Annotated in this window: 11 protein-coding genes and 1 pseudogene; 8 read left to right on the top strand and 4 right to left on the bottom strand. The window is 73.8% G+C overall.

The annotated features are described in order from the left end of the window. Positions 1–34: 34 nt before the first annotated feature. From ACZ4WQ_RS07940 to ACZ4WQ_RS07925, 4 genes and pseudogenes are all read left to right on the top strand, one after another. Positions 35–4,027, top strand: a complete 3,993-nt coding sequence (locus ACZ4WQ_RS07940; protein WP_398374135.1) for an amino acid adenylation domain-containing protein — start codon at positions 35–37, stop codon at positions 4,025–4,027. After that, complete coding sequence (locus ACZ4WQ_RS07935; RefSeq protein WP_468022110.1) at positions 4,027–13,293, top strand: amino acid adenylation domain-containing protein; 9,267 nt, start codon at positions 4,027–4,029, stop codon at positions 13,291–13,293. The genes ACZ4WQ_RS07940 and ACZ4WQ_RS07935 overlap by 1 nt, the downstream gene beginning before the upstream one ends. A gap of 52 nt (positions 13,294–13,345) precedes the next feature. After that, positions 13,346–14,218 carry a TauD/TfdA dioxygenase family protein gene (locus tag ACZ4WQ_RS07930; protein ID WP_398374133.1) on the top strand — a complete coding sequence of 291 codons (873 nt, stop codon included), beginning with the start codon at positions 13,346–13,348 and terminating at the stop codon, positions 14,216–14,218. Between the two features lie 55 nt (positions 14,219–14,273). Beyond that, positions 14,274–15,470: pseudogene (locus ACZ4WQ_RS07925) on the top strand (glycosyltransferase); the annotation flags it as partial. Positions 15,471–15,481: 11 nt separating this feature from the next. On the opposite strand, the gene ACZ4WQ_RS07920 reads toward ACZ4WQ_RS07925, so the two are convergent. Genes ACZ4WQ_RS07920 through ACZ4WQ_RS07910 form a run of 3 tightly spaced genes read right to left on the bottom strand, consistent with a single transcriptional unit; the run spans position 15,482 to position 17,617 of the window. Next, complete coding sequence (locus tag ACZ4WQ_RS07920) at positions 15,482–16,351, bottom strand: ABC transporter permease (RefSeq protein WP_311722041.1); 870 nt, start codon at positions 16,349–16,351, stop codon at positions 15,482–15,484. Then, on the bottom strand, positions 16,311–17,165 hold the full coding sequence (locus ACZ4WQ_RS07915) for an ABC transporter ATP-binding protein (protein WP_398374132.1): 855 nt from the start codon (positions 17,163–17,165) through the stop codon (positions 16,311–16,313). The genes ACZ4WQ_RS07920 and ACZ4WQ_RS07915 overlap by 41 nt, the downstream gene beginning before the upstream one ends. After that, the gene (locus tag ACZ4WQ_RS07910; protein ID WP_398374131.1) at positions 17,162–17,617 is read right to left on the bottom strand and encodes a MarR family winged helix-turn-helix transcriptional regulator; all 456 of its coding nucleotides are present in this window, start codon (positions 17,615–17,617) and stop codon (positions 17,162–17,164) included. The genes ACZ4WQ_RS07915 and ACZ4WQ_RS07910 overlap by 4 nt, the downstream gene beginning before the upstream one ends. Positions 17,618–17,964: 347 nt before the next feature. On the opposite strand from ACZ4WQ_RS07910, the gene ACZ4WQ_RS07905 reads away from it, so the two are divergent. The 3 genes from ACZ4WQ_RS07905 (at position 17,965) to ACZ4WQ_RS07895 (ending at position 23,000) form a co-directional block, all read left to right on the top strand. After that, positions 17,965–20,520, top strand: coding sequence for a PA14 domain-containing protein (locus tag ACZ4WQ_RS07905; RefSeq protein ID WP_398374130.1), 2,556 nt, complete (start codon positions 17,965–17,967; stop codon positions 20,518–20,520). 288 nt (positions 20,521–20,808) lie between these two features. Then, a complete protein-coding gene (locus ACZ4WQ_RS07900; RefSeq protein WP_352127275.1) occupies positions 20,809–21,513 on the top strand; it encodes a response regulator transcription factor in 705 nt (234 codons plus the stop codon). Between the two features lie 17 nt (positions 21,514–21,530). Beyond that, on the top strand, positions 21,531–23,000 hold the full coding sequence (locus tag ACZ4WQ_RS07895; RefSeq protein WP_398374129.1) for a sensor histidine kinase: 1,470 nt from the start codon (positions 21,531–21,533) through the stop codon (positions 22,998–23,000). A 44-nt stretch (positions 23,001–23,044) separates the two neighbouring features. Here ACZ4WQ_RS07895 and ACZ4WQ_RS07890 read toward each other — a convergent pair whose 3' ends face one another. Further along, the gene (locus ACZ4WQ_RS07890; RefSeq protein ID WP_385340109.1) at positions 23,045–23,596 is read right to left on the bottom strand and encodes a TetR/AcrR family transcriptional regulator; all 552 of its coding nucleotides are present in this window, start codon (positions 23,594–23,596) and stop codon (positions 23,045–23,047) included. A gap of 146 nt (positions 23,597–23,742) precedes the next feature. Between ACZ4WQ_RS07890 and ACZ4WQ_RS07885 the strand changes: the two genes are divergently transcribed. Continuing rightward, on the top strand, positions 23,743–24,969 hold the full coding sequence (locus ACZ4WQ_RS07885; RefSeq protein ID WP_311722348.1) for an MFS transporter: 1,227 nt from the start codon (positions 23,743–23,745) through the stop codon (positions 24,967–24,969). Positions 24,970–24,978: the final 9 nt, after the last annotated feature.

Below are 24,978 nucleotides of genomic sequence, written 5' to 3'. Positions count from 1 at the left end.
CCGGCTCCACACGTGAGAAGGGCTGCTCTTGTCGATGACATCGTTGTCCGGTTCTGCCTCCTCAACCGGCCCGGCACCCGTTCCGCGGCCTGACAGTCGGCCGCCGCTCTCCTACGGCCAGCGTCGGCTGTGGGTGCTTTCCCAGCGGGACGGTGCCAGTGCCGCGTACAACGAGCCGATGGCCTTCCGGCTGCGGGGACCGCTGGACCGGACGGTGCTGGGGCGGGCGCTGGACGCCCTGACCGTCCGTCATGAGGCGTTACGCACCCGACTGGTGCCGTTCGAGGGCGAGGCGTACCAGCAGGTCGATCCGGCGGACACCGGTTTCGCGCTGGCGGTCGACAATCTGACCGGCCGCCCGGATGCCGAGGACCGGCTGGCCGACCTGCTGCGCCGGGAGACCGTCGTGCCGTTCGACATGGCCGCCGAACCGCTGGCCCGCGGACGGCTGGTGGTGCTCGGCCCGGATCACCATGTGATCGTGCTGACCGTGCATCACGCGATGTTCGACGGCTGGTCCCGGAGCATGATGCTGCGCGAGACCGGCGCGCTCTACGCGGCCCTGCTGCGTGGCGAGCCGGATCCGCTCCCGCCGGCGCGGTGGCAGTACGCCGACTTCACCCGCGGGCAGCGGACGTGGATGGCCGGCGGGGAGCCCGCCGCGCAGGAGGAGTACTGGGCCGGGAAGCTGGCCGGCGTGCCACCGCTGCTGGAGTTGCCGACCGACCGGCCGCGCCCGGCCGAGCAGGACCACTCCGGCGACCGGGTGCGCCTGGAGATCGGCCCGGAGTTGACCACGGCGCTCAAGGCGGTCACCGAGGAGCACGGGGGTTCGCTCTTCGCCACCCTGCTGACCGGCTGGTCGATCGTGCTGTCCCGGCTGTCCGGGCAGCGGGACCTGGTGGTGGGCACCCCTACGGCCAATCGCCGGCGCGGCGATGTCGGCGGCATCATGGGCTTCGTCGTCAACACGCTGGCGCTGAGGGTCGAGTTGGCGGACGCGCCGACCGGCTCCGCGTTGCTGCGGCAGGTACGGGCCACGGTCCGGGCCGGGGTGAAGAACGTCGACCTGCCGTTCGAGCAGGTGGTGGAGCTGGTCAACCCGCCGCGCAGCGCCGCGCACACCCCGTTGTTCCAGACCATGCTCGCCTGGGTCCCGCCCATGGAGGGGGTGCTGGAGCTGCCGGGGGTGGCGGTGAGGCTGTTGCCGATGCCGTTCGCCCCGGCCAAGTTCGACCTGGTCCTGGCGCTGGAGGAGGCGGAGGGGCGGATCGTCGGCGATCTGGACTACGCCACCGCGCTCTTCGACCGGGAGACCGTCGAACGCCACGTGCGCTATCTGGTCCGGGTGCTGGAGCAGCTGGCCCGGGAGCCCGGGTGGCCGGTCACCGAGTACGCGCTGCTGGACGAGGCGGAGATCGCCGAGCTGCTGGCCGACTGGGACGCCGCCGGGCCCGGCACCGCTCGAACAGCGGAGCGGGCCGCCGAACCGGCCGGGCTGGTCGAGCGGTTCGAGGCGCGGGTGCGGGCCGCCCCGGCGGCCACAGCGGTGGTGGACGGCGAGCGTCGGCTGGCCTACGCCGACCTCGACCGGCGGGCCAACCGGCTGGCGCACGCCCTGATCGCCCGCGGGGTGCGCCCGGACCAGGTGGTCGCGGTGCACGCCGGCCGGTCGGCCGAGCTGGTGGTGGGGGTGCTCGGCGTCCTCAAGGCCGGCGCCGGCTGGCTTCCCCTCGACCCGGGCCAGCCGGCCGAACGGCTGGCCGCGATGGTGGCCGACGCACGGCCGGCGCTGGTGCTCACCGACCGGCGGGGCGCGCCGGACAATTGGCAGTCGCTGACGGCCGTCGAGGCCGAGGGCGCGCGGGACGACGCACCGGGCATCGCCGTTCCGCCCTCGCATCTGGCGTATGTGATGTACACCTCCGGCTCCACCGGCCGCCCCAAGGGTGTCGCGGTGACCCGCGGCAATGTGCTCAACCTCTTCGACCAGTGGCTCGCGCGGTTCGGCGCCACCCCGGGCGAGGCGACCTCGGCCTGGTCGAGCATCGGATTCGACGCCTCGGTGCACGAACTGCTGCTGCCGCTCACCACGGGCGCCGAAGTGCACCTGGTGCCCGAGGGGTTACGCGGCGACCCGGCCGCGCTGATGGGCTGGCTGCGCGAACACCGGGTGGTCCAGGCCTTCCTGCCGCCGGCCTATGTGCGGTGGATCGACGAGGACCCGGAAGGCCGGCTGGCCGGGCTGGCGCTTCGCCAGTTGCTGACCGGTGTGGAGTCGCTGCCCGAGGCGGCGCTCCACCGGATGGCCTCGGCCCTGCCCGGGCTGCGGATCTGCTTCGGCTACGGACCGACCGAAACCACGCTGTACAGCACCGCCTACCTCGATCCGCGGCCGGTGGACCGGCCGTGCCCGATCGGCCGGCCGCTGCCCGGCACCCGGCTCTACCTGCTCGACGAGCGGATGCGGCCGGTGCCGCCCGGCGTGGTGGGCGAGGTGTACATCGGCGGGGCGGGCGTGGCCCGCGGATATCTCAACCAGCCGGAGCTGACCGCCGAGCGGTTCCGGAGCGACCCGTTCGTCGCGGGCGGCCGGATCTACCGCACCGGCGATCTGGCCCGCCGGCTGCCGGACGGCAACGCCGAGTACGCCGGCCGCCGCGACGACCAGGTCAAGCTGCGCGGCTTCCGGATCGAGCCGGGCGAGGTCGAGGCGGCTCTGCTGGCGCTGCCGGGGGTGCGGGAGGCCGCGGTGGTGGTCGACCGCGACCCGGCCGGCGAACCACGGCTGGTGGCGGGGATCGCACGCGGCGGGGCGCCGTCCCGGCAACCGCACGAGTGGCGGGCGGCGCTGGCCGAGCGGCTGCCGGACTATATGGTCCCCGCGGTCTTCGTGGAGCTGCCCGATCTGCCGCTGGGCCGCAGTGGCAAGCTGGACCGGGCGGCCCTGCTGGAGCGGGCCCGGGCGGCGCTGCCGGCGCAGGTCAACATCTCGGCCCCGCGCGACCATGTGGAGCTGGCGCTGCACCGGATCTGGTCCCGGCTGCTGCTCCACCCCGCCATCGGCATATCGGACGACTTCTTCGATGTCGGCGGCACCTCCATCTCGGCCATCAAGATGGCCCACGCGATCGGCGAGGAGTTCGGCGAGACGCTGCCCATCCGCGAGGTGATCCGGCATCCGACCATCGAGGCACTCGCCGAACGGCTGCGCCGGGGCGCCTCCGGGCCGCCGGGCACGAACCTGATCGAGTTCCGGGCCGGCGCCGGCCTGCGGCGGCTGATCTGCGTCCATCCGGCCGGCGGTACCGCCTTCTGCTATCTGCCGCTGGCCGGCGCGCTCCCCGAGGACATCGGGGTCTGGGGCGTCCAGGCCCCGGGCCTCAATCCGGACGAGGCGCCGCTGCCCACCGTCGAGGCGATGGCGCAGGCGTACCTGGAGCTGATCGGCGCCCGCCCGGACCAGTCGTTGGTGCTGTGCGGGCTGTCGTACGGCGGTCTGATCGCGCATGAGATGGGCCGACGGCTGGCGCTGGCCGGACACTCCCGGCTGAGCGTGGTGCTGCTGGACACCCAGGCCTCCGACGACCCGGCCGAGCGGGCCGCGATCCAGCCGGTGGAGTACGAGGAGTTCACCGAGAAGCTGGTGCGGTTCAACGGCATGTACCCGGGCATCGACGCCGACCAGCTCACCCGGTACTTCGCGACCTACAACCACAGCCGGATGACCGCCCGCGGCCACCAGCCGCGGCCGACCACCGCCCCGCTGACCCTGATCGAGGCCGCCGCGGACGGGCCGGGCGCGGCGGGCCCGCACCCGACCCATGAGTTCTGGCGGCGGCGGGCCGGGGCGGGGTTCGCGGTGGTGCCGCTCGACTGCGGCCACTGGGAGCTGCTGGAGGCCTCGCAGGTGCCGGCGGTGGCCGAGGTGGTCGTCGCGGAACTGGCCCGGCTGGACGCCGCGGAGGCGGGGCGCCCGGCCGTGCCGGGCGTGCCGTCCGTGCCGACTGTGGCGCTGGGGCTCTGATGACGACCTCGAGCGGCATACCGGCCAGGGTGGCGACCGGTCTGGCACACGGCGTCCACCTCCAGACGCGGCTCACCCCCGACGCGATCGCGCTCGTGGACCAGGGCCGCCGGTTCAGTTACGCGGCGCTGGACGCCGCGGGCGCTCACGTGGCCGCGGCGCTGCGCGGCCATGGAGTGCGCCCCGGCGATGCGGTCGCGGTCGGCCTGCCCCGCTCCTGGCAACTGGTCGTGGTGGTGCTCGGAGCGCTGCGGCTGGGCGCCCGGGTGGTGCCGCTGGACACCCAGAGCCCGCCGGAGCGACAGGCGCACATCCTCACGGACTCGGGCAGCGTGGTGCTGGTGCACGGCACCACAGGGCCCGAGGACCCGCCGGCCACGGTGCGTCCGCTGTCGGCGGCCCGGCTGCTGAGCGCCGTATCGGACCACCGGGCCGGGCCGGGAGAATTCGACGGGTTTCCGGAGCGGCCGGCCGGGCTGGTCCTCTACACCTCCGGCACCACCGGCCGCCCCAAGGGCGTGGAGCTGCCGGAGACCGGCGTCATGCGGATGGCGCTGCCCGGCTGGCTGCGGCCGGTGGCGGGGGCACGGTTCTCCTGCCTGTCCAACCCGGCCTTCGACGCGATCGACTTCGAGATATGGACACCGCTGCTGACCGGCGGTTGCTGTGTGGTGCTGCGGGACGAGGACGTGCAGTCGCCGCACCGGCTCGCCGCCGCGCTGCTGCGTGAGCGGATCGACACGCTGTTCGTCACCACCGCGCTCTTCCACGCCGTGGTGGACACCGTGCCCTCCTGCTTCGCCGGTGCCCGGCAGGTAATGGTCGGCGGCGAGCAGCTCAACCCGGCCGTGGTACGGCGCTGGTACGAGCACAACGCCGGCGGCACCACGGTGCTGCACAACATCTACGGCCCCACCGAGGTATGCACCTTCGCGCTCATTCACCCGATCCCCCGGGACTTCGACGCGGACGTGGTGCCGGTCGGCCTGCCGATCCCGGAGACCGGCGCGCTGCTGGTGGTGCCGGGCTCCGAACGCGTCGCCGAACCGGGCGAGGTGGCCGAGCTGCTGCTGTCCGGGCCGGGCGTGGCGACCGGCTACCGCAACCTGCCCGAGGAGACCGCCCAGCGGTTCGTCCGGCTGCCCTGGCACGACGGCGGCCGGGAGCGCCACTACCGCACCGGTGACCTGGTGCGGGCCGACCCCGACGGCGTGATCAGCTATCTGGGCCGGATGGACCGGCAGGTGAAGGTGCGTGGCTTCCGGATCGAGCCGGCCGAGGTGGAACGGCGGATCGCGGCGCACCCGGCGGTCCGGCAGGCGTATGTCTGCACCCGGGAGGATCCGGAGGCCGCCGGACACGAGCTGCTGGCCTATCTGGTGGCCGGCCCGGAGCTGGAGTTCGAGGAGTTCGACCGGCATCTGACGTCCGCCGTACCGGCCTATATGAGGCCGCACCGGGTGCACCGGGTGGACGCGCTGCCGCTGACCGGCAACGGCAAGGTGGACCGGGCCGCGCTGTTGCGCCGTACGGACCGCCCGTGGCAGCGCTCGGCCGACACGGGCCCGGTCGCCCCGGTCACCGCCCGGCAGCGCGAGGTGCTGGAGCTGGCCGAGGCGGTGCTCGCCACGTCGGGGCTGCGCCCCACCGACCGATGGATCTCCAGCGGGGGCGACTCGCTGCGGGCTCTGCGGCTTCGGTTCGAGATCCGCCGCCGCTGGGGGCACGAGCTGAGCCAAGCGGCGGTGCTGCACGCCGACTTCGCCACCATCGCCGAGGCGATCGATCAGGCAGGCTCGGCGGCCGGACCGCGCCACCCGGTGCCGGCCCCGCCGTCCGGTGCCACCCGCGGTCCGGCCACCAGCGAGCAGCAGCGGCTCTGGCTGCACCACCAGCGCTTCCCCGGCTCCCGTGGCTACACGGTGGGCCAGGCGCTGCGGCTGGACGGGCCGGTGGACCGGGCCGCGCTGCGCCGGGCTCTGTGCGGCCTGGTGGCCCGGCATCCGGCCCTGCGTACCGGGTTCGAGGCGTCGCCGGACGGTCTGCTGCAAGTGGTGGGCGAGCCGTACGACCCGTGGACCGAGCCGGAGGCCACGGCTCTCGCCGATGAGGAGGCCATGTCCGCCTTCGCCGACCGGTTCTTCGCCGAGCCGCACGAGCTGGCGCGCCCCCGGATGCTGGCCGCCTGCTGGCTGCCGCGGCGGAACGGCGGCACGCTGCTGCTGCGTCTGCACCACATCGCGGTGGACGGCTGGTCGTTGACCGTGCTCTTCGGCGACCTGTCGGCCTGCTACGCCCGGGCGCTGGGGTCGCCGGACACCGCGCTGCCGGAGGTCTCCGGGGCGCCCACCCCGCTGGACCACGCGGCCTGGCAGGCCGACTGGTTCGCCGGGGCGGGGTACCAGGCGCTGCGCGCCGGGCTGCGCGAGCGGTGGGCCGCCGAGGAGGAGCCCGACGAGCCGCTGCGCCCGGCCCGCCACCGGCCCCGACCCGAGGGCCGGCTGTGGCACACCGCGCTGGGCGCGGACCGCCGTGCCGCGGTGGACCGGCTCTGCGGCGAACTGGAGCTGAGCCGCTTCGAGTTGCTGCTCGGCGTGTGCGCCTGGAGCCTGTACGCGGTGACCGGCCGGACCCGGCCGCGGATCGCCACGCCGGTCACGGGCCGTCCTGTGCAGGAGTTCGAGTCGAGTGTCGGGATGTTCGCCAACACCGTGCTGTTGCCCGTGTCGGTGGCGCCACGCGGCGAGCTGCGCGCCGAACTGCTACGGCTGGGCGCGGCGGTGCGCGAGACCCTGGAGTGGCAGGACGTGTCGCTCGCGGACGTGCTGGAGGACCGTGGCCACCTGGCCGACGAGTCCCCCTTCGACATTCTGTTCGTCCTGGAGAACACCGACTTCGGCGCGCTGGAGCTGCCGGGGATCGCCGCCCGGCCGGAGTGGCGGGCACCGGCCGAGGCCAAGGTGGCGCTGACCGTCTCGCTGGTGGAACACCCGGACGGATTCGACTGCCTGTGGGAGTACGCGGCCGACCACTTCGCGGCCGCCGAGGTCGAGGCCATGGACCGGCTGTTCCGGGCCGCCCTCGACCTGCTCGCCACCGGCCGGTCCGGCACCCCCGTCGAGCTGGCGGCCCCGTACCGGCGCGGGCTGCCGGAGTTCGGGCGCGGCCCCGAGCCGACCGGCGGCTGGACCACGGTGGCCGAGGGGATCACCGCCCAGGTGGCCCGGACCCCGGACGCGCCGGCCCTGGTGGCCGCGGACGGACCGGTCGGCTACGCGCGTCTTGACCGGTGGGCGGCGGCGCTCGCCGGAGAGCTGCGGGCCGGTCACCCCCTGGCCGCCGGTGACGAGCGGCCACGGCAGGTGGCGCTGTTCATGGAGCCGTCGGTGGAGCACGTGGTGGCACTGCTGGCGCTGGCCCGGCTCAACTGGACGGCGGTGCCGCTCGACCCGGCCTATCCGACCGAGTTGCTGCGGCAGATCCTGCGCCAGGTCGACCCGGTGTGCGTGCTCCTCGCGCCGGGCGGCGGGCCGGCGTTCGACGCGGTGGACCCGGGCGGCACGGCACGCCGGACGGTCACCCTGGCGGACGGCGAGCCGCCCGCCGTACCGCTGCCGCAGCACGCCGGACGTCCGCTGTACACGCTGTTCACCTCCGGCTCCACCGGGGTGCCCAAGGGCGTCCAGGTCTTCGACCACACGCTGGCCAACCTGCTGCACTGGCAGGCGGCCGAGGGCGGGCTCGGCGCACCGGCCGTGACCCAGCAGTACTCCATGCTGTCCTTCGACGTCTCGTTCCAGGAGATCTTCACCACCCTGTGCGCCGGTGGCTGTCTGCACCTCGTACGCCCCGGCTGGCGGCAGGACGCCCCCGCGCTGCTCGACCAGCTGGAGGCGGCCGGCGTGGAGCGGATCTTCATGCCGTACGTGGCGCTGCAACTGCTGGCCGAACACGCCGTCCATCTGGGCCGCTACCCGTCCCGGCTGCGCGAGGTGGTCACCGCGGGCGAGCAACTGGTGTGCACCGACGCCATCCGCCGCTGGTTCGCCGGCCTGCCGGGCGCCCGGTTGTTCAACCACTACGGGCCGACCGAGACACACGTGGTCAGCGCGCTGTGTCTGGACGGCGACCCGGCGCACTGGCCGGAGCGGCCGGCCATCGGCGTGCCGGTGGCCGGAGCGCTGCTGCGGGTGGTGGACCCGGCCGGCGAGCCGCTGCCACCGGGTCGCGTCGGCGATCTGCTGATCGGCGGCACCATGGTGTCCCGCTGCTATCCGGGCGACGGCGCGCTGAATCGGGAGCGTTTCGTCGAACTGCCCGGAGCGGGCCTGTGCTACCGCAGCGGCGACCGGGCCGCCTTTGGCCACGACGGGCTGCTGCACTACCACGGCCGGGTCGACCAGCAGATCAAGCTGAGCGGCCACCGTCTTGAGCTGGGCCAGGTGGAGGCCGCGCTGCTGCGCCACCCGGGGGTGACGGGCGCGGTGGTGGTCCCGGAGAGTGGCGGGCTGACCGCCTGCCTGGAGTGCCGCGACGAACCCCCTTCGGCCCGGGAGCTGGCCGACCACCTGCTGCCGCTGCTCCCGCCGCACGTACGGATCGACCGGTTCCGTCGTCTGGAATCGCTGCCGCGCACCCCGAGCGGCAAACTGGACCGCCGGGCGGCGCTGCGCGCCCCGGGCCGGGAGCTGCGGCGCGCCCCGGCCGACGGACAGCGGCTGTCGGCGCGGGAGGCCGAACTGTCCGCCGCGTTCGAGGCGGTGACCGGTGCGCCCATCGGCCCGGACCAGACGTTCTTCGAGGCCGGTGCGTCCAGCCTGGGGCTGATGCGGTTCCACCTGCGGTGCACCACCACGCTCGGCCTGCGGTTCGAGATCACCGACCTGTTCGAGCAGGTGACGGTACGTGCGCTGGCCCGTTTCCTGGACGGCACGGGGCCGGACCGCTCCGGCGGGGGCGCCGCGGACCAGCCCTCGGCCCCCGCCGCGCGTTCGGCCGGCGCGGCGGACCAGGAGCCGATCGCGGTGGTCGGGATGGCCGTACGGCTGGCCGGCGCCCCGGACCTGCGGGCCTTCTGGGAGCTGATCCGCGACGGTGGCCGTGGCATCGAGTACTTCGACGCGCCGGACGGGCTGGTCGGGGCGCGCAGCCAGATGGACGGGCTGCTCGACTTCGACCCGGAACACTTCGGCATCAGCCGGCAGGAGGCCCGGCTGATGGACCCACAGCAGCGGCACACGCTGATGACCTGCGTCGAAGCGCTGGCGCACGCCGGCATCGCCGACACCTCGGCGGTGCGGGTCGGGCTGGTGGCCGGTGCGGGCGAGAACACCTACTTCCAGGCCATGCTGCGTGAGACCGACCCGGACCGGCTGCCGGACGGGTTCCAGCTCGCGCTCCACCACGAGAAGGACTTTCTGGCCACCAAGGCCGCCTACCACCTCGGCCTGACCGGCCCCGCCTTCACCGTCCAGGCGGCGTGCGCCAGTTCGCTCTTCGCGGTGCATGTGGCCGCCGGGCTGCTGCGGCAGGGCGACGCCGATGTGATGGTGGCCGGCGGGGTGCTGGTGGACACCGGGCTGAGCGACGGCTACCGCTACCGGCCGCAGCACATCTACTCGGTGGACGGCCACTGCCGGTCCTTCAGCGACGACGCCACCGGCACCGTCGGCTCCAGCGGGGTCGGCATGCTGGTGCTCAAGCCGCTGCGGCTGGCCCGCAGCGCCGGTGACACGGTCTACGCGCTGATCACCGGGTCGGCGGTGAACAACGACGGTTCGGACAAACTCGGTTACAGCGCCCCCTCGCTCGCCGGCCAGCGCGAGGTGATCCGTACCGCGCTGCGCCGCAGCGGGCGTACCGGCGCCGACCTCGGCTATGTCGAGGCGCACGGCACCGGCACCCGGCTCGGCGATCCGGTCGAGGTCGGCGCGCTGCGCCAGGCGTTCGAGGTGCCGGAGTCCGGCCGTACCGCGCTGAGCTCGGTCAAGAGCCAGATCGGCCACCTGGGCGCGGCGGCCGGCGTGGTCGGGCTGGTCCGGGCGGCGCTGTGTGTCCACCACGGCCTGATCCCGCCCACGCTGGACTTCCGCGCCCTCAACCCGCGGCTCGGCCCCGACCCGACACCGTTCTATGTGCCGACCGAGGCGCTGCCCTGGCCGGCCGACCGGCCGCGGGTGGCGGCGGTCAGCAGCTTCGGCATCGGGGGCGCCAACGCGCACGCGGTGATCGAAGCGGGCGAGCCGGGGCGGCCGGCCGACGCGCCACCGCCCTGTCTGCTGCTCTCCGCCTCCAGCGAGGCGGCGCTGCGCGCCGACGCGGACCGGATCGCCGCGTACCTCGCGGAGCGCCGGCAGGAGTACCCGGCGGTGCTGCGCCATCTCCAGGCCGGCCGACCGGCCCGCCGCTGGCGGATGGCGGCGGTCTGCCCGGACCCGGCCTCGGCGGTGCGGTGGCTGCGCACCGCCGCCACCACCGCCACCGAGGTACAGCCGGACCGTCCGGACACGGGGCCGGTCCCGGCGGCGGACCGCGGCGCGCCGCGGCTGGTCGCCGACTGGCTGGCCGGCCGGCGGATCGGCTGGCCGGCGGGGCCGGCGCAGCCGCCGTGGGACTTCCCCCCGCCTTCCTTCGACCGGGCGGAGTACGACATCGAGCGGGCGGCGGCCGGGCCGGCGCCGACCGGTGCCGGCCGGCCGGCCCGGCTGGCCGAGGAGCGGTGGCTGCACCAGCCGCACTGGGTCCGGTTCCGCCGGGCGGGCGCCACCGCCCCGGCTGCCGCTTCCCGCCCGCTGGTCCTGGTCACGGACGGCCCGGCCGACCCGGAGCAGGTACGGGAGCTGCGCTCGGTCCGTCCGCGGGTGGTGCTGGTGGCCGCCGCGGACGGGTTCGCCCGGCTCGACGACGACTCCTACCTGGTGGACCCGGCAGACCCGGCGTCGCTCGGCGCGCTGCTGGACGCGCTGGGCGGCCTGGGCGCCGTGGACTGGCTGCACGCGCTGCCGCTGAGCGTGGCGGGCCCGGTCGACACCGACCGGCTGCGCCGGGCCCGCTGGGCCTGCCTGGACGCTCCGGCCGCGCTGGTCCGGGCGGCGGCCGGGCGGACCGGCATCACGCCGCGCCCGGTGTGGCTGTCGTACCGGGCCCGGCCGGTGGGCGGTCCGGTGGAGCGGCCCGAGTCGGCGCTGCTCGCCGGGGTCACCGAGGTGGCGCCGCAGGAGGGCGCCGCCGCCGGGCACTGGGTCGACCTCCCGGCCGCCGCGCCGCCCGGCTGGGCGGCGCCACTGGCGGCGCTGCTGGCCGCCGACAGCGCCGACGAGCCCCTGCCGGCGCACCTGGCGCTGCGCCACGGCTACTGGTGGCGGCGGGCCACGGTGCCGGTGGCGACGCCATCGCCCGCCGTCGAACCGGTGTTGCCGACCGGGGCGGACACGGCCCACCTGGTGCTGGGCGGCACCGGCGGAATCGGCGCCACGATCGCCGGCTGGCTGCTGGAGCGGACCGCCGGCCGGGTGCTGCTGCTGGCCCGGCGGCCGGAGCTGCCGGGCGCGCTGGCGCCATGGGCCGACCGGATCGAGCTGGTCGAGGCCGACTTGGCCGCGGATTCCGCCGCCGGCTCCCTGGAGCAACTCGCCGCTCTCGTTGCTCTCGTCGCCGACCGCACCCGGCGGCTGGACACCGTGGTGCACGCGGCCGGCGCGGGGGCGGGAGGGCTGATCGCGCGCCGCGACCCCGCCGTGGCGCGGGCCGGTTCGCTCGCCAAGCTGCACGGTGCGCTGCTGGTGGAGCGCCTGGTGGAGCGGTTCCGGCCGCGGCTGGCCGTCTACTGCTCCTCCATGGCCGGGACGCTGGGTGGGGTCGGCCAGCTCGACTACGCTGCGGCGGCCGGGGTGCTGGACGCCTTCGCCCACCACGAGCCGGAGGGCGGTGGGGCGACGCTCCGGCTGGCCATCGGCTGGGACGTGTGGCGCGAGGCCGGGATGGCGCTGCGTGCCCCGGCCTCGGACGCCCGCCACCAGGCCCATCTGGCGGTCGGGTTGACGGTGGCGGAGGGCCGCCGGACCTTCGCGCGGGCGCTGGCCGCGCAACTGCCGCAGGTGCTGGTCTCCACCACCGAGCTGGAGGCGTCCCGCGCCTTCTACGCCGGACCCGCCCCCGCCCCGGCCACCACGACCGCCACACGGGACGCCGGGGGTTCGCGGCCCGGCCCCGCGGAGAGCGGGAGCGAACCGGCCGGGCTGCTGGGCGACCGGCTGTGCGAGTGGCTGGGTCTTGACGCCCTCGACCCGGACACCTCGCTCTACGACCTGGGCGCCGACTCGCTGACCCTGCTGGACCTCATCGGCGAGATGAAGCGCCATTTCGACGTGGAGCTCGACCTGGCCGAGCTGAGCCACCAGGTCTCGCTGAACGAGGTGCTGACCCTGCTGGACCGGGCCCGCACCGCGGCGCGCGACACCGACGGTACGGCCGGGGCGGCCGATGCCGTCCCGGTGGCCGGATCGCAGGTGGCGCTCGAGGTGTGGCAGCAGGGCACCGGAACCGGGGTGCTGTGCCTGGTGCACCCGGTCGGCGGGGACATCCAGGCGTACCGCGCGCTGGTCGCGGGCCTCGACCCGCGGCTGACCGTGGCATTGATCGCCGACCCGGCGCTGCGCCGGCCCGGCGGCCCGGAGTGGACCATCGCCGAGCGGGCCCGCCACTACCACGCGGCGCTGGAAGCGCGCTTCCCGGCCGCCGGCCGGCACCGGCAGCTCGCCGGGTGGTCGTTCGGCGCCTGGGTGGCCCTCGGCATGGCCGCCGAAGCGGAAGCGGCCGGCCGGCCCGTGGACACACTCCACCTGCTGGACCCGCCGCCACCCGGCTCCGGCCCGCTCTACCGGACGTACGGCGAGGCGGAGTTGCAGGCGCTTTTCGCGCACGAGCTGGGGCTCGGCGGCGATGGCCGGGACGGCGAGGCGGCCCGGGAGTACGCCGACCGCCTCACCCGGCGCTGCCTGGCCAACCTCCGTGCCATGGCCGGGCACCGGCTGCCGCGGCTGGCCGCCACCCCGGCCCGGATGTGGCTGGCCCGGCTCCCGGAGCAGGGCCTGCCGCCCCTCGGCTCGCCCGCCGAGCAGCGGGAGCTGTGGCGGGCCCATCTGACCGCGCCGGGCGCCTGGGAGGAGCTGGAGACCACCCACTACGGCCTGGTCCGGCCACCCCATGTGGCGGCGGTGACAACCGCGGTCAACGACGTCCACCGCGAGGTGGCCGGTCGGCGCTGACGACCGGCACCGGCCGCCCGGAACCATCCGCCCCATACCGGCAGGGAGAGCCATGGAAGACTACGAACTGGACGCCATCAAGCGGATCACCACCCGGCCACGGGCCGAGTACCGGACCATCGAGGTCGCGCCGATCACCCCGGTCATCGGCGCCGAGGTCTCCGGTCTTGACCTCACCCAGGAGCTGACCGAGGAACAGCTGGCCGAGGTCCGCCGCGCCTTCCTCGACCACCATGTGCTGGTCTTCCGCAGGCAGGACATCGGCGTGGACGACCACAAGCGGTTCGCCGGCCACTTCGGCGAACCCCGTCCGGTCAACCCGCCGCCGCCGGAGGGCGACCCGTACGTGCTGGAGATCCGCACCAGCGCCGAGGCGAGCAACGTGGCGGGAAACGGCTGGCACGCCGACGGCACCGCGGACGCGGAGCCGTCGCTCGGCTCGATGCTGCACATCACCCGGACACCCGAGCCGGGCTGCGGCGGCGACACTCTGTTCGCCAACATGTACCTGGCCTACGACATGCTCTCCCCCGCGCTGCGCGGGCTGCTGGACGGGCTGACCGCCGTGCACGACGGCGGGCTGTCGCTCAGGGGGTACCCCTTGCCACCGGACTACGTGGTGCCGAAGTCCGAGCACCCGCTGGTGGTCCGGCACCCGGAGACCGACCGCCGGGTCCTCTACGTCAACCCCGCCTACACCGACCGCATCCCGCAGCTGTCGGCCGACGAGAGCCGGGCGGTGCTGGACCTGCTCTTCAAGGTGGTCGCGGAACGCCCGTTGCTCTCCTGTCGGGTGCGCTGGGCGCCCGGCACCCTGGTGTTCTGGGACAACCGCTGCGTCCAGCACCACGCGACGTACGACTACTACCCGCACACCCGCTACGGCCGCCGGGTGGCCATCAACGGCGGCCCGCTCAAGGGCTGAGCCGGGGCCGAGCCCGGATACCCGAGCCCGGATACCCAAGGAGACGGGAGTCCGCATGCGTGTGTTGCTGTCGACGTACGGATCGCGCGGGGACGTCGAACCGATGGTGGGACTGGCGGTGCGGTTGCGGGCGCTCGGCGCGGAGGTGCGGATGTGCGCGCCCCCGGACCAGGAGTTCGCCCGGCTGCTGGCCGGTGTCGGCGTGCCGATGGTGCCGCTCGGCCGGCCGGTCCGCCCGCTGATGCACGGGGCGACGCCCCCGTCGGCGGCGGAACTGGCCCGGCGGCGCGTCGAGTTGGTCGCCCAGCAGTTCGATGTGGTCGGCGCGGCGGCGGAGGGATGTGATGCGCTGGTGGCGGCCGGTCTGAGCCAGGTCGCCGCGCGGTCGGTGGCGGAGAAACGGGGCATCCGCTACGTGTACGCGAGCTACTTTCCGGTCGCCCTTCCGTCACCGCACTACCCCCCGCCACCGCGGGAGGGCCTGCCGTTCCCGGCGGACGTGACCGACAACCGGGCGCTGTGGGACCTGGACGCCCAGGCCATCCAGGAGCTGTTCGGCGCGGCGCTCAACACCCGCCGGGCGTCGATCGGCCTGCCACCGGTGGACAACGTCCGGGACCACGTCTTCACCGACCGCCCGTGGCTGGCGACGGATCCGACTCTGAGCCCGTGGCAGGAGACCCCGGACCTCGATGTGGTGCAGACCGGCGCGTGGATCCTGCCCAAGGAACGCCCGCTCCCGGCCGGGTTGGAGGCGTTCCTGGACGCCGGCACACCACCGGTGTACGTGGGCTTCGGCAGCATGCGCGCACCGGAGGACGCCGCCCGGGTGGCCGTCGAGGCGATCCGCGCGCAGGGCCGCCGCGTGGTCGTCTCCCACGGCTGGGCCGAGCTGGCCCCGGTCGACGACCGGGACGACTGCTTCGTCGTCGGCGAGGCCAACCTCCAGGCGCTGTTCGGCCGGGTGGCCGCCGTTGTGCACCACGGCGGCGCGGGCACGACCACGGCGGCCGCCCGGGCGGGCGCGCCCCAGGTGGTCGTACCCCAGATGGTGGACCAGCCGTACTGGGCCGGCCGGGTGGCCGAACTGGGCATCGGCGCGGCGCACGAGGGCCCGACTCCGACCGCCGAGTCCCTGTCGGCCGCGCTCAGGACGGCCCTGGCCCCCGAGACCCGGGCCCGAGCGACCGCCGTGGCCGGCGCGGTCCGCACCGACGGGACGACGGTGGCCGCGGAGCTGCTGCTCGGCGCCGGCCGATCGGGTCAGCGCGCCAGCCGCCCCAGCAGCGAGGAGGCCGCCGCGATCCCGGCCCCCGCCGCCAGCACCAGGACGACGAAGTCGAGTACGAGATGGTCCGGGGTGCCGAGCAGCAGTCCGCGCAACGCGTCGACCTGATAGCTCAGCGGATTGGCGGTGCTGACGGCCTGGAGCCAGCCGGGCATGAGCGCCAGCGGATACAGCGCGTTGGAGCCGAAGAACAGCGGCATGGTGATGGCCTGCCCGATGCCCATCAGCCGGTCGCGGGTCAGCACGATCCCCGCGATGGTCATCGACAGACAGGAGAAGAAGGCCGAGCCGAGGATCACCGCGACGGCCACCCCGAGCAGCCGCAGCGGATTCCAGGTCAGCCCCACCCCGAGCAGTGCCGCGATGACGATCACCACGACCGCCTGGATCAGCGCCTTCACCCCGGCGGCGAAGGCCTTGCCGGTGATCAGGGCGGCTCGCGGGGTCGGGGTGACCAGCAGTTTGGTGAGGATCCCGGCGTCCCGCTCCCAGATGATCTGGATCCCGTAGAAGATGGCGATGAACATCGCGGACTGGGCGATGATGCCGGGCGCGAGATAGTCGATGTACGGTATGCCGCCGGTCGGGATGGCCTTGAGCCGGGTGAAGGTCTCGCCGAAGATCAGCAGCCAGAGGGCGGGCTGGACGGCCCGGGTGTACAGCTCGGTGCGGTCGTGTCGCAGCTTCTGCAACTCGACCACGCACATCGCGCCGACCCGCGCGGGCACCATCCGCCAGCCGGTGCGGGGGCGCGGCGGGGTCAGCAGCGGATCGGACCGGGCGTGCGGTACGAACCCGGGGGCCTCAGCCGACCCGGGACGCGGTGCGACGGGTGCTCCGGACATCGCGGAAGTCTCCTCCCTGCTCATCGAGGCCGCTGCCGGCGACGTCCCGGAAGACGTCCTCGAGCGTCGGCCTCGGATCGGCCTCGCCCTCCGCCCGGCGGCGGTCGGCCAGCGCGGAGCGGAGCTCGTCGGGCGTTCCGAGGGCGTGGATCCGGCCGCGGTGCATCAGCGCGACGCGGTCGCAGTACTGGTCGGCCTCGTCCATGTGGTGCGTGGTGACCAGCACGGTCATCCCGGTGGCCGCCCGTACCGCGTTGATGTGCTCCCACACGCTGGTCCGGGCGATCGGGTCCAGGCCGATCGTCGGCTCGTCCAGCATCAGCAGCCGGGGCGCGCTGACCAGCGCCTGCGCCAGTTCGAGGCGGCGGACCATGCCACCGGAGTACGTCTTGGCGAGCCGGTCGGCCGCCGAGGTGAGGCCCACCGCCTCCAGCGCCCGCGCCACGCGGGCGGCCCGCTCCCGGCGGGTGACGTCGAAGACACGGGCGAACAGCTCCACGTTCTCCCGGCCGGTGAGCCCGGCGTCGGCGGACAGCTGCTGCGGTACATAGCCCAGCAGCCTGCGGACCGCCATCCGCTCCTTCGCCGCGTCGTGCCCGAACACCCGCACCATGCCGGACGGGACCGGCAGCAGGGTGGTGATGCAGCGGATCGCGGTGGTCTTGCCCGCTCCGTTGGGGCCGAGCAGCCCGAAGACCTCGCCGGTCCGGACCGACAGCTCCAGGCCGTCGACCGCCTTGGTCGCCCCGAACGCGTACCGCAGCCCCTCGCAGACGAGCGCGACCGGAGCGGCCCGCTCCGAGATGTCGGTCATAGCCCGTCCACCTCCTCATGAAGGTTCTCGGCCAGTTTGCGCAGCGCCGGAACGGCCGCGGCCAGCGCCGCCCGCTCGTCCTCGGACAGCCGCGCCACCTGCTCGCGGACCAGCGCCCCGCGCCGCGCCCGCCACTCCCGCAGCCGGGCCTCGGCGGCGGGGGTGGCCGTCAGCAGTCCGGAGCGCCGGTCCCCGGGATCGGTCTCGCGGTGCAGATAGCCCGCCTTCACCAGCTGGTTCACCAGGGTGGAGACCGAGTTGCCCGCGAGGTACAGCTCCTTGGCCGCGGCCGACACCCGGATCCCGGGACGGGCCATGACCAACCACAACAGCTCCACCTGCGCACCCCGCAGCCGCGGCTCCGTCATCCCGGCCCGCAGCCGCCGCCGGATCAGCCGCTGGACGCCGCCCAGCACATCGGCGAACGAGTCCGGGAAGTTCTCTGTGACCACGCCTCCACTTTACCTCTCAATGAGAGGTAAACGGTCACGTCCGGCGGCCGGGACGGGCCGTCACCGATACATCGCCGAACTTCGCCCTGCCGGTGTTCGTGGACGCCTCCGCTCGGGGCAGGGGTCCGGCGAGTGGCATCGACGGGTGCTCCTGAACCGGGAGCCTGTGCATGGTCTGGACTTACAACCGGAAGCCGTGCTCTCATGCCAACTGCTCCTGATGACAACGTTGTACAGACTGAAGCACCGAGCCGCCACCCTTCCTCAGTCAAGGAGGATTCGTGCGCATCAGATCGTTAAGTCCGTTCAGACCGCTGAGAAACCGACTCGCCCCGCTCCTCGCGGCGGTGCTGGGTGCCGCGGGACTGGCCGCCGCGCCCGCCGCGACGGCCGCGGACGATCCCGCCGAGATTCACGGCCTCAAGGGCGAGTACTACACCCAGTCCGCCCCCGGCGCCTTCGACTTCCACGAGCTCAAGGCCACCGGGTTCGACCCGCAGCTCGACTTCGACTCCCTGGAGTCCCGGCTGAGTTCCGCCACCGGCCGTTCGGACGACGTCAGCGTCCGCTGGACCGGCCGGATCGTGCCGGAGAAGACCGGCCCCACCACCTTCTCGATCACCGGGGACAACGGCTTCCGCCTCTGGGTCGGCGACAAGCTCGTCATCGACCACTGGGTCGACGACTGGGACCGCGAACAGACCAGCGCGCCGGTGGAGTTGACGGCGGACACGGCGTACGACATCAAGGTCGAGTACTTCGAGCACTACGGAGGCTCCAACCTTCATGTGCGCTGGACACCGCCCGGCGGCACGAAGACACGCGTCCCGCAGTCCGCCTTCCTGCTGCCCGAGGGCTACGACTACGACGGCGCCATCGCCACCACGGTCCTGGGGGACGGCCGGACGCTCAAGCTCGACTTCACCCAGAAGCTCCAGACGCCCCCGGCCGGGCTCACCGACCACCTGACCGCGGTGATCGGCGGCGCCACCTGGCCGCTCGGCAAGGCCCGGCTGGACCAGGCCGACCCCAAGTCGCTGCTGGTCGCGCTCGAGGAGCCCGTCGTCGGCAACAAGACCGGCACCGCACGCGGCACCGCCGACGTGCGCTACGACGGAACGGGCGGCCTCACCGGCACGACCGGCAACGTTGTCAAGCCCTTCTGGAGCAGCGGCGCCAACCACTCGACGTACGAACTGCGCACCCGGTGGGCCGATGACGTCACCCCGGCCAACGCCCACCGCGAGTACCCGAGACCGCAGCTGACCCGCGGCGACTGGAGGAACCTCAACGGCACCTGGCAGTTCGCCGCGGCCAAGGCGGGCGAACGGCCGCCGGTGGGCAGGAACCTCGCCGAGAGGATCCTCGTCCCGTACCCCGTGGAGTCCCAGCTGTCGGGGATCGAGCGGCACGAGGACCGCATGTGGTACCGGCGCACCTTCACCGTCCCGGCTGACTGGAAGATCGGCTCCGGCAAGCAGCTGCGGCTGAACTTCGGCGCGGTCGACTGGCGGACGGAGGTCTATGTCAACGGCGCCAAGGTCGCCGACCACCAGGGCGGCTACGACAAGTTCAGCGCCGACATCACCGATGCCCTCAAGCCGGGCCGCACCCAGGAGCTGATCGTCGGCGTCTACGACCCGACCGACGCCGCGAGCGGTGAGAACCCGCCCCTCGGCAAGCAGCGCCTCGACCCCAGCGGCATCTGGTACACGCCGTCCTCGGGCATCTGGCAGACGGTGTGGCTGGAGCCGGTCGCGGCCGACCATGTCGATTCGCTCAAGCTCACCCCGGATGTGGACGCGGGCACCGTGACGGTCGAGCCGCGGGGCGTGCGGGACGGTCTTCCGGTCACGGCGACGGCCTACGACGGCAAGCAAGCCGTCGCCACCGTCAGCGGGCGCAGCGGCGCCCCGCTCACCCTGAAGATCCACAACGCGCGCCTGTGGTCGCCCGACGATCCGTTCCTCTACGACCTGAAGGTGAGTGTCGGCTCCGACCGCGTCCGCAGCTACTTCGGCATGCGCTCCATCGCGGTCGAGAACGTGAACGGCACCCCGCGCACGGTCCTCAACGGCAAGCCGGTGTTCATGATGGCCACCCTCGACCAGGGCTTCTGGCCGGACGGCCTGCACACCGCGCCCAGCGACGAGGCCCTGGCCTACGACCTGCGGGCGCACAAGGACATGGGCTTCAACTCGGTCCGCAAGCACATCAAGGTCGAACCGGACCGCTGGTTCTACTGGGCGGACCGGCTGGGCCTGCTGGTGTGGCAGGACATGCCCGCGATGACCGCGGGGGTCAACCCGGACTCGGCGTCCCGCGCCGAGTACGAGCGCGAGATGAAGCAGATGATCGACGAGCACATCAGCAGCCCGTCGGTCGTCATGTGGGTCACCTTCAACGAGGGCTGGGGCCAGTACGACATGGCCCGCATCGCCGACCAGGCCAAGGCCTGGGACCCGACCCGGCTGGTCAACAGCATGTCGGGCCTCAACCTCGGCGCGGACGGCGGCACCGGCGACATCATGGACGAGCACGGCTACCCGAGCCCCGCGCTGCCCCCGCACCCGGACGGCAAGCGCGCCCAGGTCAGCGGCGAGTACGGCGGCCTCGGCCTGGCCGTACCCGGACACGCCTGGTCGGTACAGCAGTCCTACGTCGACGTCGACCCGGCCACCTACACCGATGACTACCTGGCCAAGCTGGCCGAGGTGCACGCCCTGGCCTGCAAGGGCGGCAACGGCGCGGTGTACACCCAGATCTCGGACGTCGAGGGCGAGCTCAACGGGCTGCTCACCTACGACCGCAAGGTCGTCAAGCCCGATGCACGGCGGCTCAAGGAGGCCCACGAGGCGCTGATCGACGACGCGTCGCGGGCGACCCCCGCCAACTGCGCCTGACCCCGAGCCGCCCGGCGGACCCCTCCCCGTCCCGCCGGGCGGCCCCGGCCCCCCAGTGCAGGACGCCGCCTAAGGCGTCACGGACGCCGCCCGGTTCATCGAGCCGCTGCTGAGCCGGGCACCGCTTTCTGTGAGTTTCTGTGAGTCTCCGGCCGGACGGCCGCCATGACCTGCCGGTTTCCGTCGGCCGGGCCTCCCGGTTCACATGGCGCACCCAGACTCGTGCGGATCCGCCCCGGAAGAGCGGAAGACTGACCGTCGGCGGACGATCGGGTGGGGACGGGACGGATGACGGCATCGGAACGGCTACTGGTGGTGGAAGACGAGCCGACGCTGCGCGAGTTGCTGTCCGCGAGCCTGCGGCTGGCCGGATTCGCGGTGGTCCCGGTCGCGACCGGCGCCCAGGCGCTGGCCGCGGTGCGGGAGCGGCGTCCCGACTTGATCGTGCTGGATGTGATGCTGCCCGACTTCGACGGCTTCGAGGTCGTCCGCCGGCTGCGCGGGCAGCATCCCGCCGCGGCGGCGGGGCATCCGCCGGTGCTGTTCCTCACCGCCCGCGATGCGGCCGAGGACAGGATCAGCGGGCTCAGAGCGGGCGGTGACGACTACGTCACCAAGCCGTTCAACCTGGAGGAGCTGGTCCTGCGCATCCGGGCCATCCTGCGCCGCACCAGCGGCCGGCAGGCCGACGGCCGGCTGGTCGTCGGCCCACTTGAGCTGGACCCGGACAGCCATCAGGTGACCCTGGGCGGCCGCCCCGTGCAGCTCTCCCCGACCGAGTTCAGCCTGCTGCGCGTGCTGATGGAGAACGCCGGGCAGGTGCTGTCGAAGTCCCAGCTCCTGGAGCTGGTCTGGCAGTACGACTTCGGGGGCGACGACAGCATCGTCGCCTCGTACATCAGCTATCTGCGGCGCAAGGTGGACCTGGACGAGCCGAAGCTGATCCATACGGTGCGCGGCACCGGTTATGTGCTGCGCAGGCCCCGGCGGTGAGCGGAAGCCCCGCGCACATGCGCGGTTTACGGGGTCGGCTCTCGCTGCGCGGGCGGCTGCTGGCGATCTCCCTGCTGCTGCTCGTGGTCGCCCTGCTCGGCAGCAACGCCCTGGTCGTCGTCCTGCTCCAGCGAGACCTGGTGCGTCAGCTGGACGGCCGGCTCCGCACCGCCGCCACGGTCGCCGCGGGCCTCACCGACCTGTCCGACGTGGCGGGCGACCAGGCTCCGCGGGTGCGGGCCACCGTGGAGCGACACCTGACCGGCGATGTCTATCTCGCCTACCTCGCGCCGAGCGGCCGCGTGCAGCGGGTCGTCCGCCCGGCCGTACGGAGCTCTCCATCGCTGCCCCCGCTCGACGCGGCGGCGGTCGCCGAACGTGACCGCAGGCCGTTCGAGGTCCCGGCCGTCGACGGCGACGAGTCCTGGCGGGTGATCGCCGTGCCGCTCGACGCGCCGGGGGGACGGAACGGCCGCAGCGTCATGATCGCCGGCTCGCTCGCCCAGGTCGACGCCACCATGACGCAGCTCGGCGCCCGGGTGCTGCTCATCGACTCCCTGGTGCTGGCCCTGCTCGGCGTGGCCGGGTGGTTCGCCGTGCGCGCCGGGCTGCGTCCGCTGCGCCGGATCGAGACCACCGCGGCGGCCATCGCGGACGGCGACCTGTCCAGCCGGGTCCCGGAGTTGGCCGCCTCCCGCACCGAACTCGGCCGGCTGGCCGCGGCGCTCAACGGCATGCTGGACCGGATCGAGGCGAGTGACGCCGCTCGGGCGGCCGCCGCCGAGCTCATGCGCCGGTTCATCGCGGACGCCGGACACGAACTGCGCACCCCCCTCTTCGGCATCAAGGGGTTCACCGAGCTGTACCGGATGGGCGGCATGCCCGAGCGGGCCGATGTCGATGCCGCGATGAGCCGCATCGAGCGGGAAGCGGCACGGCTGGTGCGGCTGGTCGAAGACCTGCTGCTGCTGGCCCGCCTCGACGAGCACGCCGCCGCGGCGGGCTTCCCGCTCCGGCTCACCCCCATGGACCTGCGCACCCTGGCCGCCGACGCCCTGCACGACCTCCGCGCGCTCGATCCACGGCGCCCCGTCACCCTCACCGGCCCCGACGGCGGCCCGCCGGGGGGCGCGCCGGTGCTCGGCGACGAGGCGAGGCTGCGGCAGGTGACCTCCAACCTCGTCGGCAACGCGGTGGCCCACACCCCGCCCGGCACCCCGGTGCGGATCGGCGTCGGCACCCAGGACGGCCTGGCGGTTCTGGAACTCCAGGACGAGGGTCCGGGGATGTCCGAGGAGCAGGCCGCCCGGGTCTTCGACCGCTTCTACCGCGCGGACGACGCCCGCGGCCGCACCGAGAGCGGGGGCGCGGGCCTCGGCCTCGCGATCGTCGACTCCCTGGTGACGGCCCACCACGGCCGGGTGGAGGTCCGCACGGCCCCGGGCGAGGGCGCCACCTTCCGGATGCTTCTCCCCCTGCACGGCTGAGCGCCCCACAGCCCCTGCCGGAACGGGACCGCGGGGCCGCCCCGTCACTCGGCCTTGTCGCTCTCCCCTTCGGTCAACTGGGCCAGCCGTGCCCGCAGGGCCGCCATGACCGGTTCCGGGAGCGGGATCGGGCTGGTGGCCTTCAGCAGCCACAGGCCGTCGACGGCGAGCCGCGCGAGAAGCAGGTCGATGTCGTGCGGCTCGGCGGACGCGGGAGGCGGCGCCCAGCGGGTGATGTGGTCGTCCCAGACGGCGGCGAGCTCCGGGCTGGTCGCCGACTCGACCATGAAGGCGAGGTCGGCCTTGCTCGCCGCGCCCTGAGCGCCCACCCGGGTGTACGCCGCCACGGTCTCCCGCTCGGTCGCCTCCTCCAGCGGCTTGCCCAGTTCCGCTTCGAGCAGCTCCTCCCAGCTCCGGGTCAGATGCTTCTGAATGGCCACCAACAGATCGTCCCGAGTGCGGAAGTGGTACATCAGTCCGCCCTTGGTGACGCCGGCCTCCTCGGCCGCCGACTCCAGGGTCAGGCCGGTGATCCCGTCCCGCTCCGTCACACGGATCGCGGCATCCAGGATCACGTTCTTCTGACTCGGTCGCATACCGTCACCGTACCGTTCGGACGGCGCGGTTTTGAATGCGTGACCGTCTCGGTCAGGAGCCGGCGGCGAGGAAGACCTTGCCCTCTTCGGCCGCCGGACTCCATGATGTTTGCGTGAACATCGGACAGGACGGGGACGCGCGGCGGATGCCCGCCGGGTTGATCGCGCTCGGGCTCGGCAGCTTCGGGATCGGTCTGACCGAGTTCGTGATCGCGGGCCTGCTGCCCCAGGTGAGCCGCGACCTGGAGGTGTCCGAGGCCGCGGCCGGGTGGCTCATCTCGGGATACGCCCTGAGCGTCGCGATCGGCGCCATCCTGCTGACCGCCGCCACCACCCGCCTCCACCGCAAGGCCGTACTCGTCGGGTTGGTGGCGCTGTTCGTCCTCGGCAACCTGCTGTCCGCCGTCGCGCCCAGCTACGCCGTGGCGATGCTCGGCCGCGTCGTCGCCGCCCTGTGTCACGGCTCCTTCTTCGGCATCGGCTCGCTCGTCGCCCGCCGCATGGTCCCGCCGGAGCGGGCCTCGCGCGCGGTCGCCGTGATGTTCGCCGGGCTGACGGTCGCCAATGTGCTGGGGGTGCCGTTCGGCGCCCTGGTCGGCGAACGCTGGGGCTGGCGCGCCACGTTCTGGGCGATCACCGGGATCGGCGTGCTGGCCGTGGCCGCCATCGCGGTGTGGGTCCCGGCCTGGGCCGGCGCCGTGGACCAGGCCCACCGGGCGGGCGGCCTGCGCCCCCAGCTACGCGCCTTCCGTTCCTGGCAGGTCTGGCTGACCCTCGGCGCCACCGCGCTCGGCTACGGCGGCATGTTCGGGGCGTTCAGCTATATCGCGTACACCTTCACCGAGGTCACCGGCTTCTCCGACACCGATGTCGCCTGGCTGCTCGTCGTCTACGGCAGCGGCCTGGTGATCGGCAACATCGTCGGGGGCCGGGCCGCCGACCGTGACCGCGACCGCACGCTGATCGTGTCCCTGGCGGGACTCGCCGCCACGCTCGCGGCGTTCGGGCTGCTGGCCGAAGGCCGGGTCGCAGCGGTGGTCCTGGTCTTCCTGATGGGCGTCTTCGGGTTCGCCGCCGTCCCCGGCATGATCACCCGCGTCACGGACGCCGCCGGCGGCGCGCCGCTCGCCGCCAGTGCCAACGTCTCGGCCTCCAACGTCGGCAACGCCCTGGGCGCCTGGCTCGGCGGCCTCGCGATCAGCGCCGGCCTGGGGTACACCGCGCCGCTGTACGTGGGCGCCGCGGTCGTGGCGCTCGGTCTCGCCGTCATGGTGGTCACCGCCCGCACCGCCCCTGCCGCCTCGCCTCCGGTCGCCGGGCCCGCTCCGGCGGCCGGTCATGCCCAACTGGACCAGGCACGCCGGCACAGCTGAGCGGTACGG

This window comes from Streptomyces sp. NPDC028305, from assembly GCF_055569495.1.
This window is presented reverse-complemented; position numbering and strand designations above follow the sequence as displayed.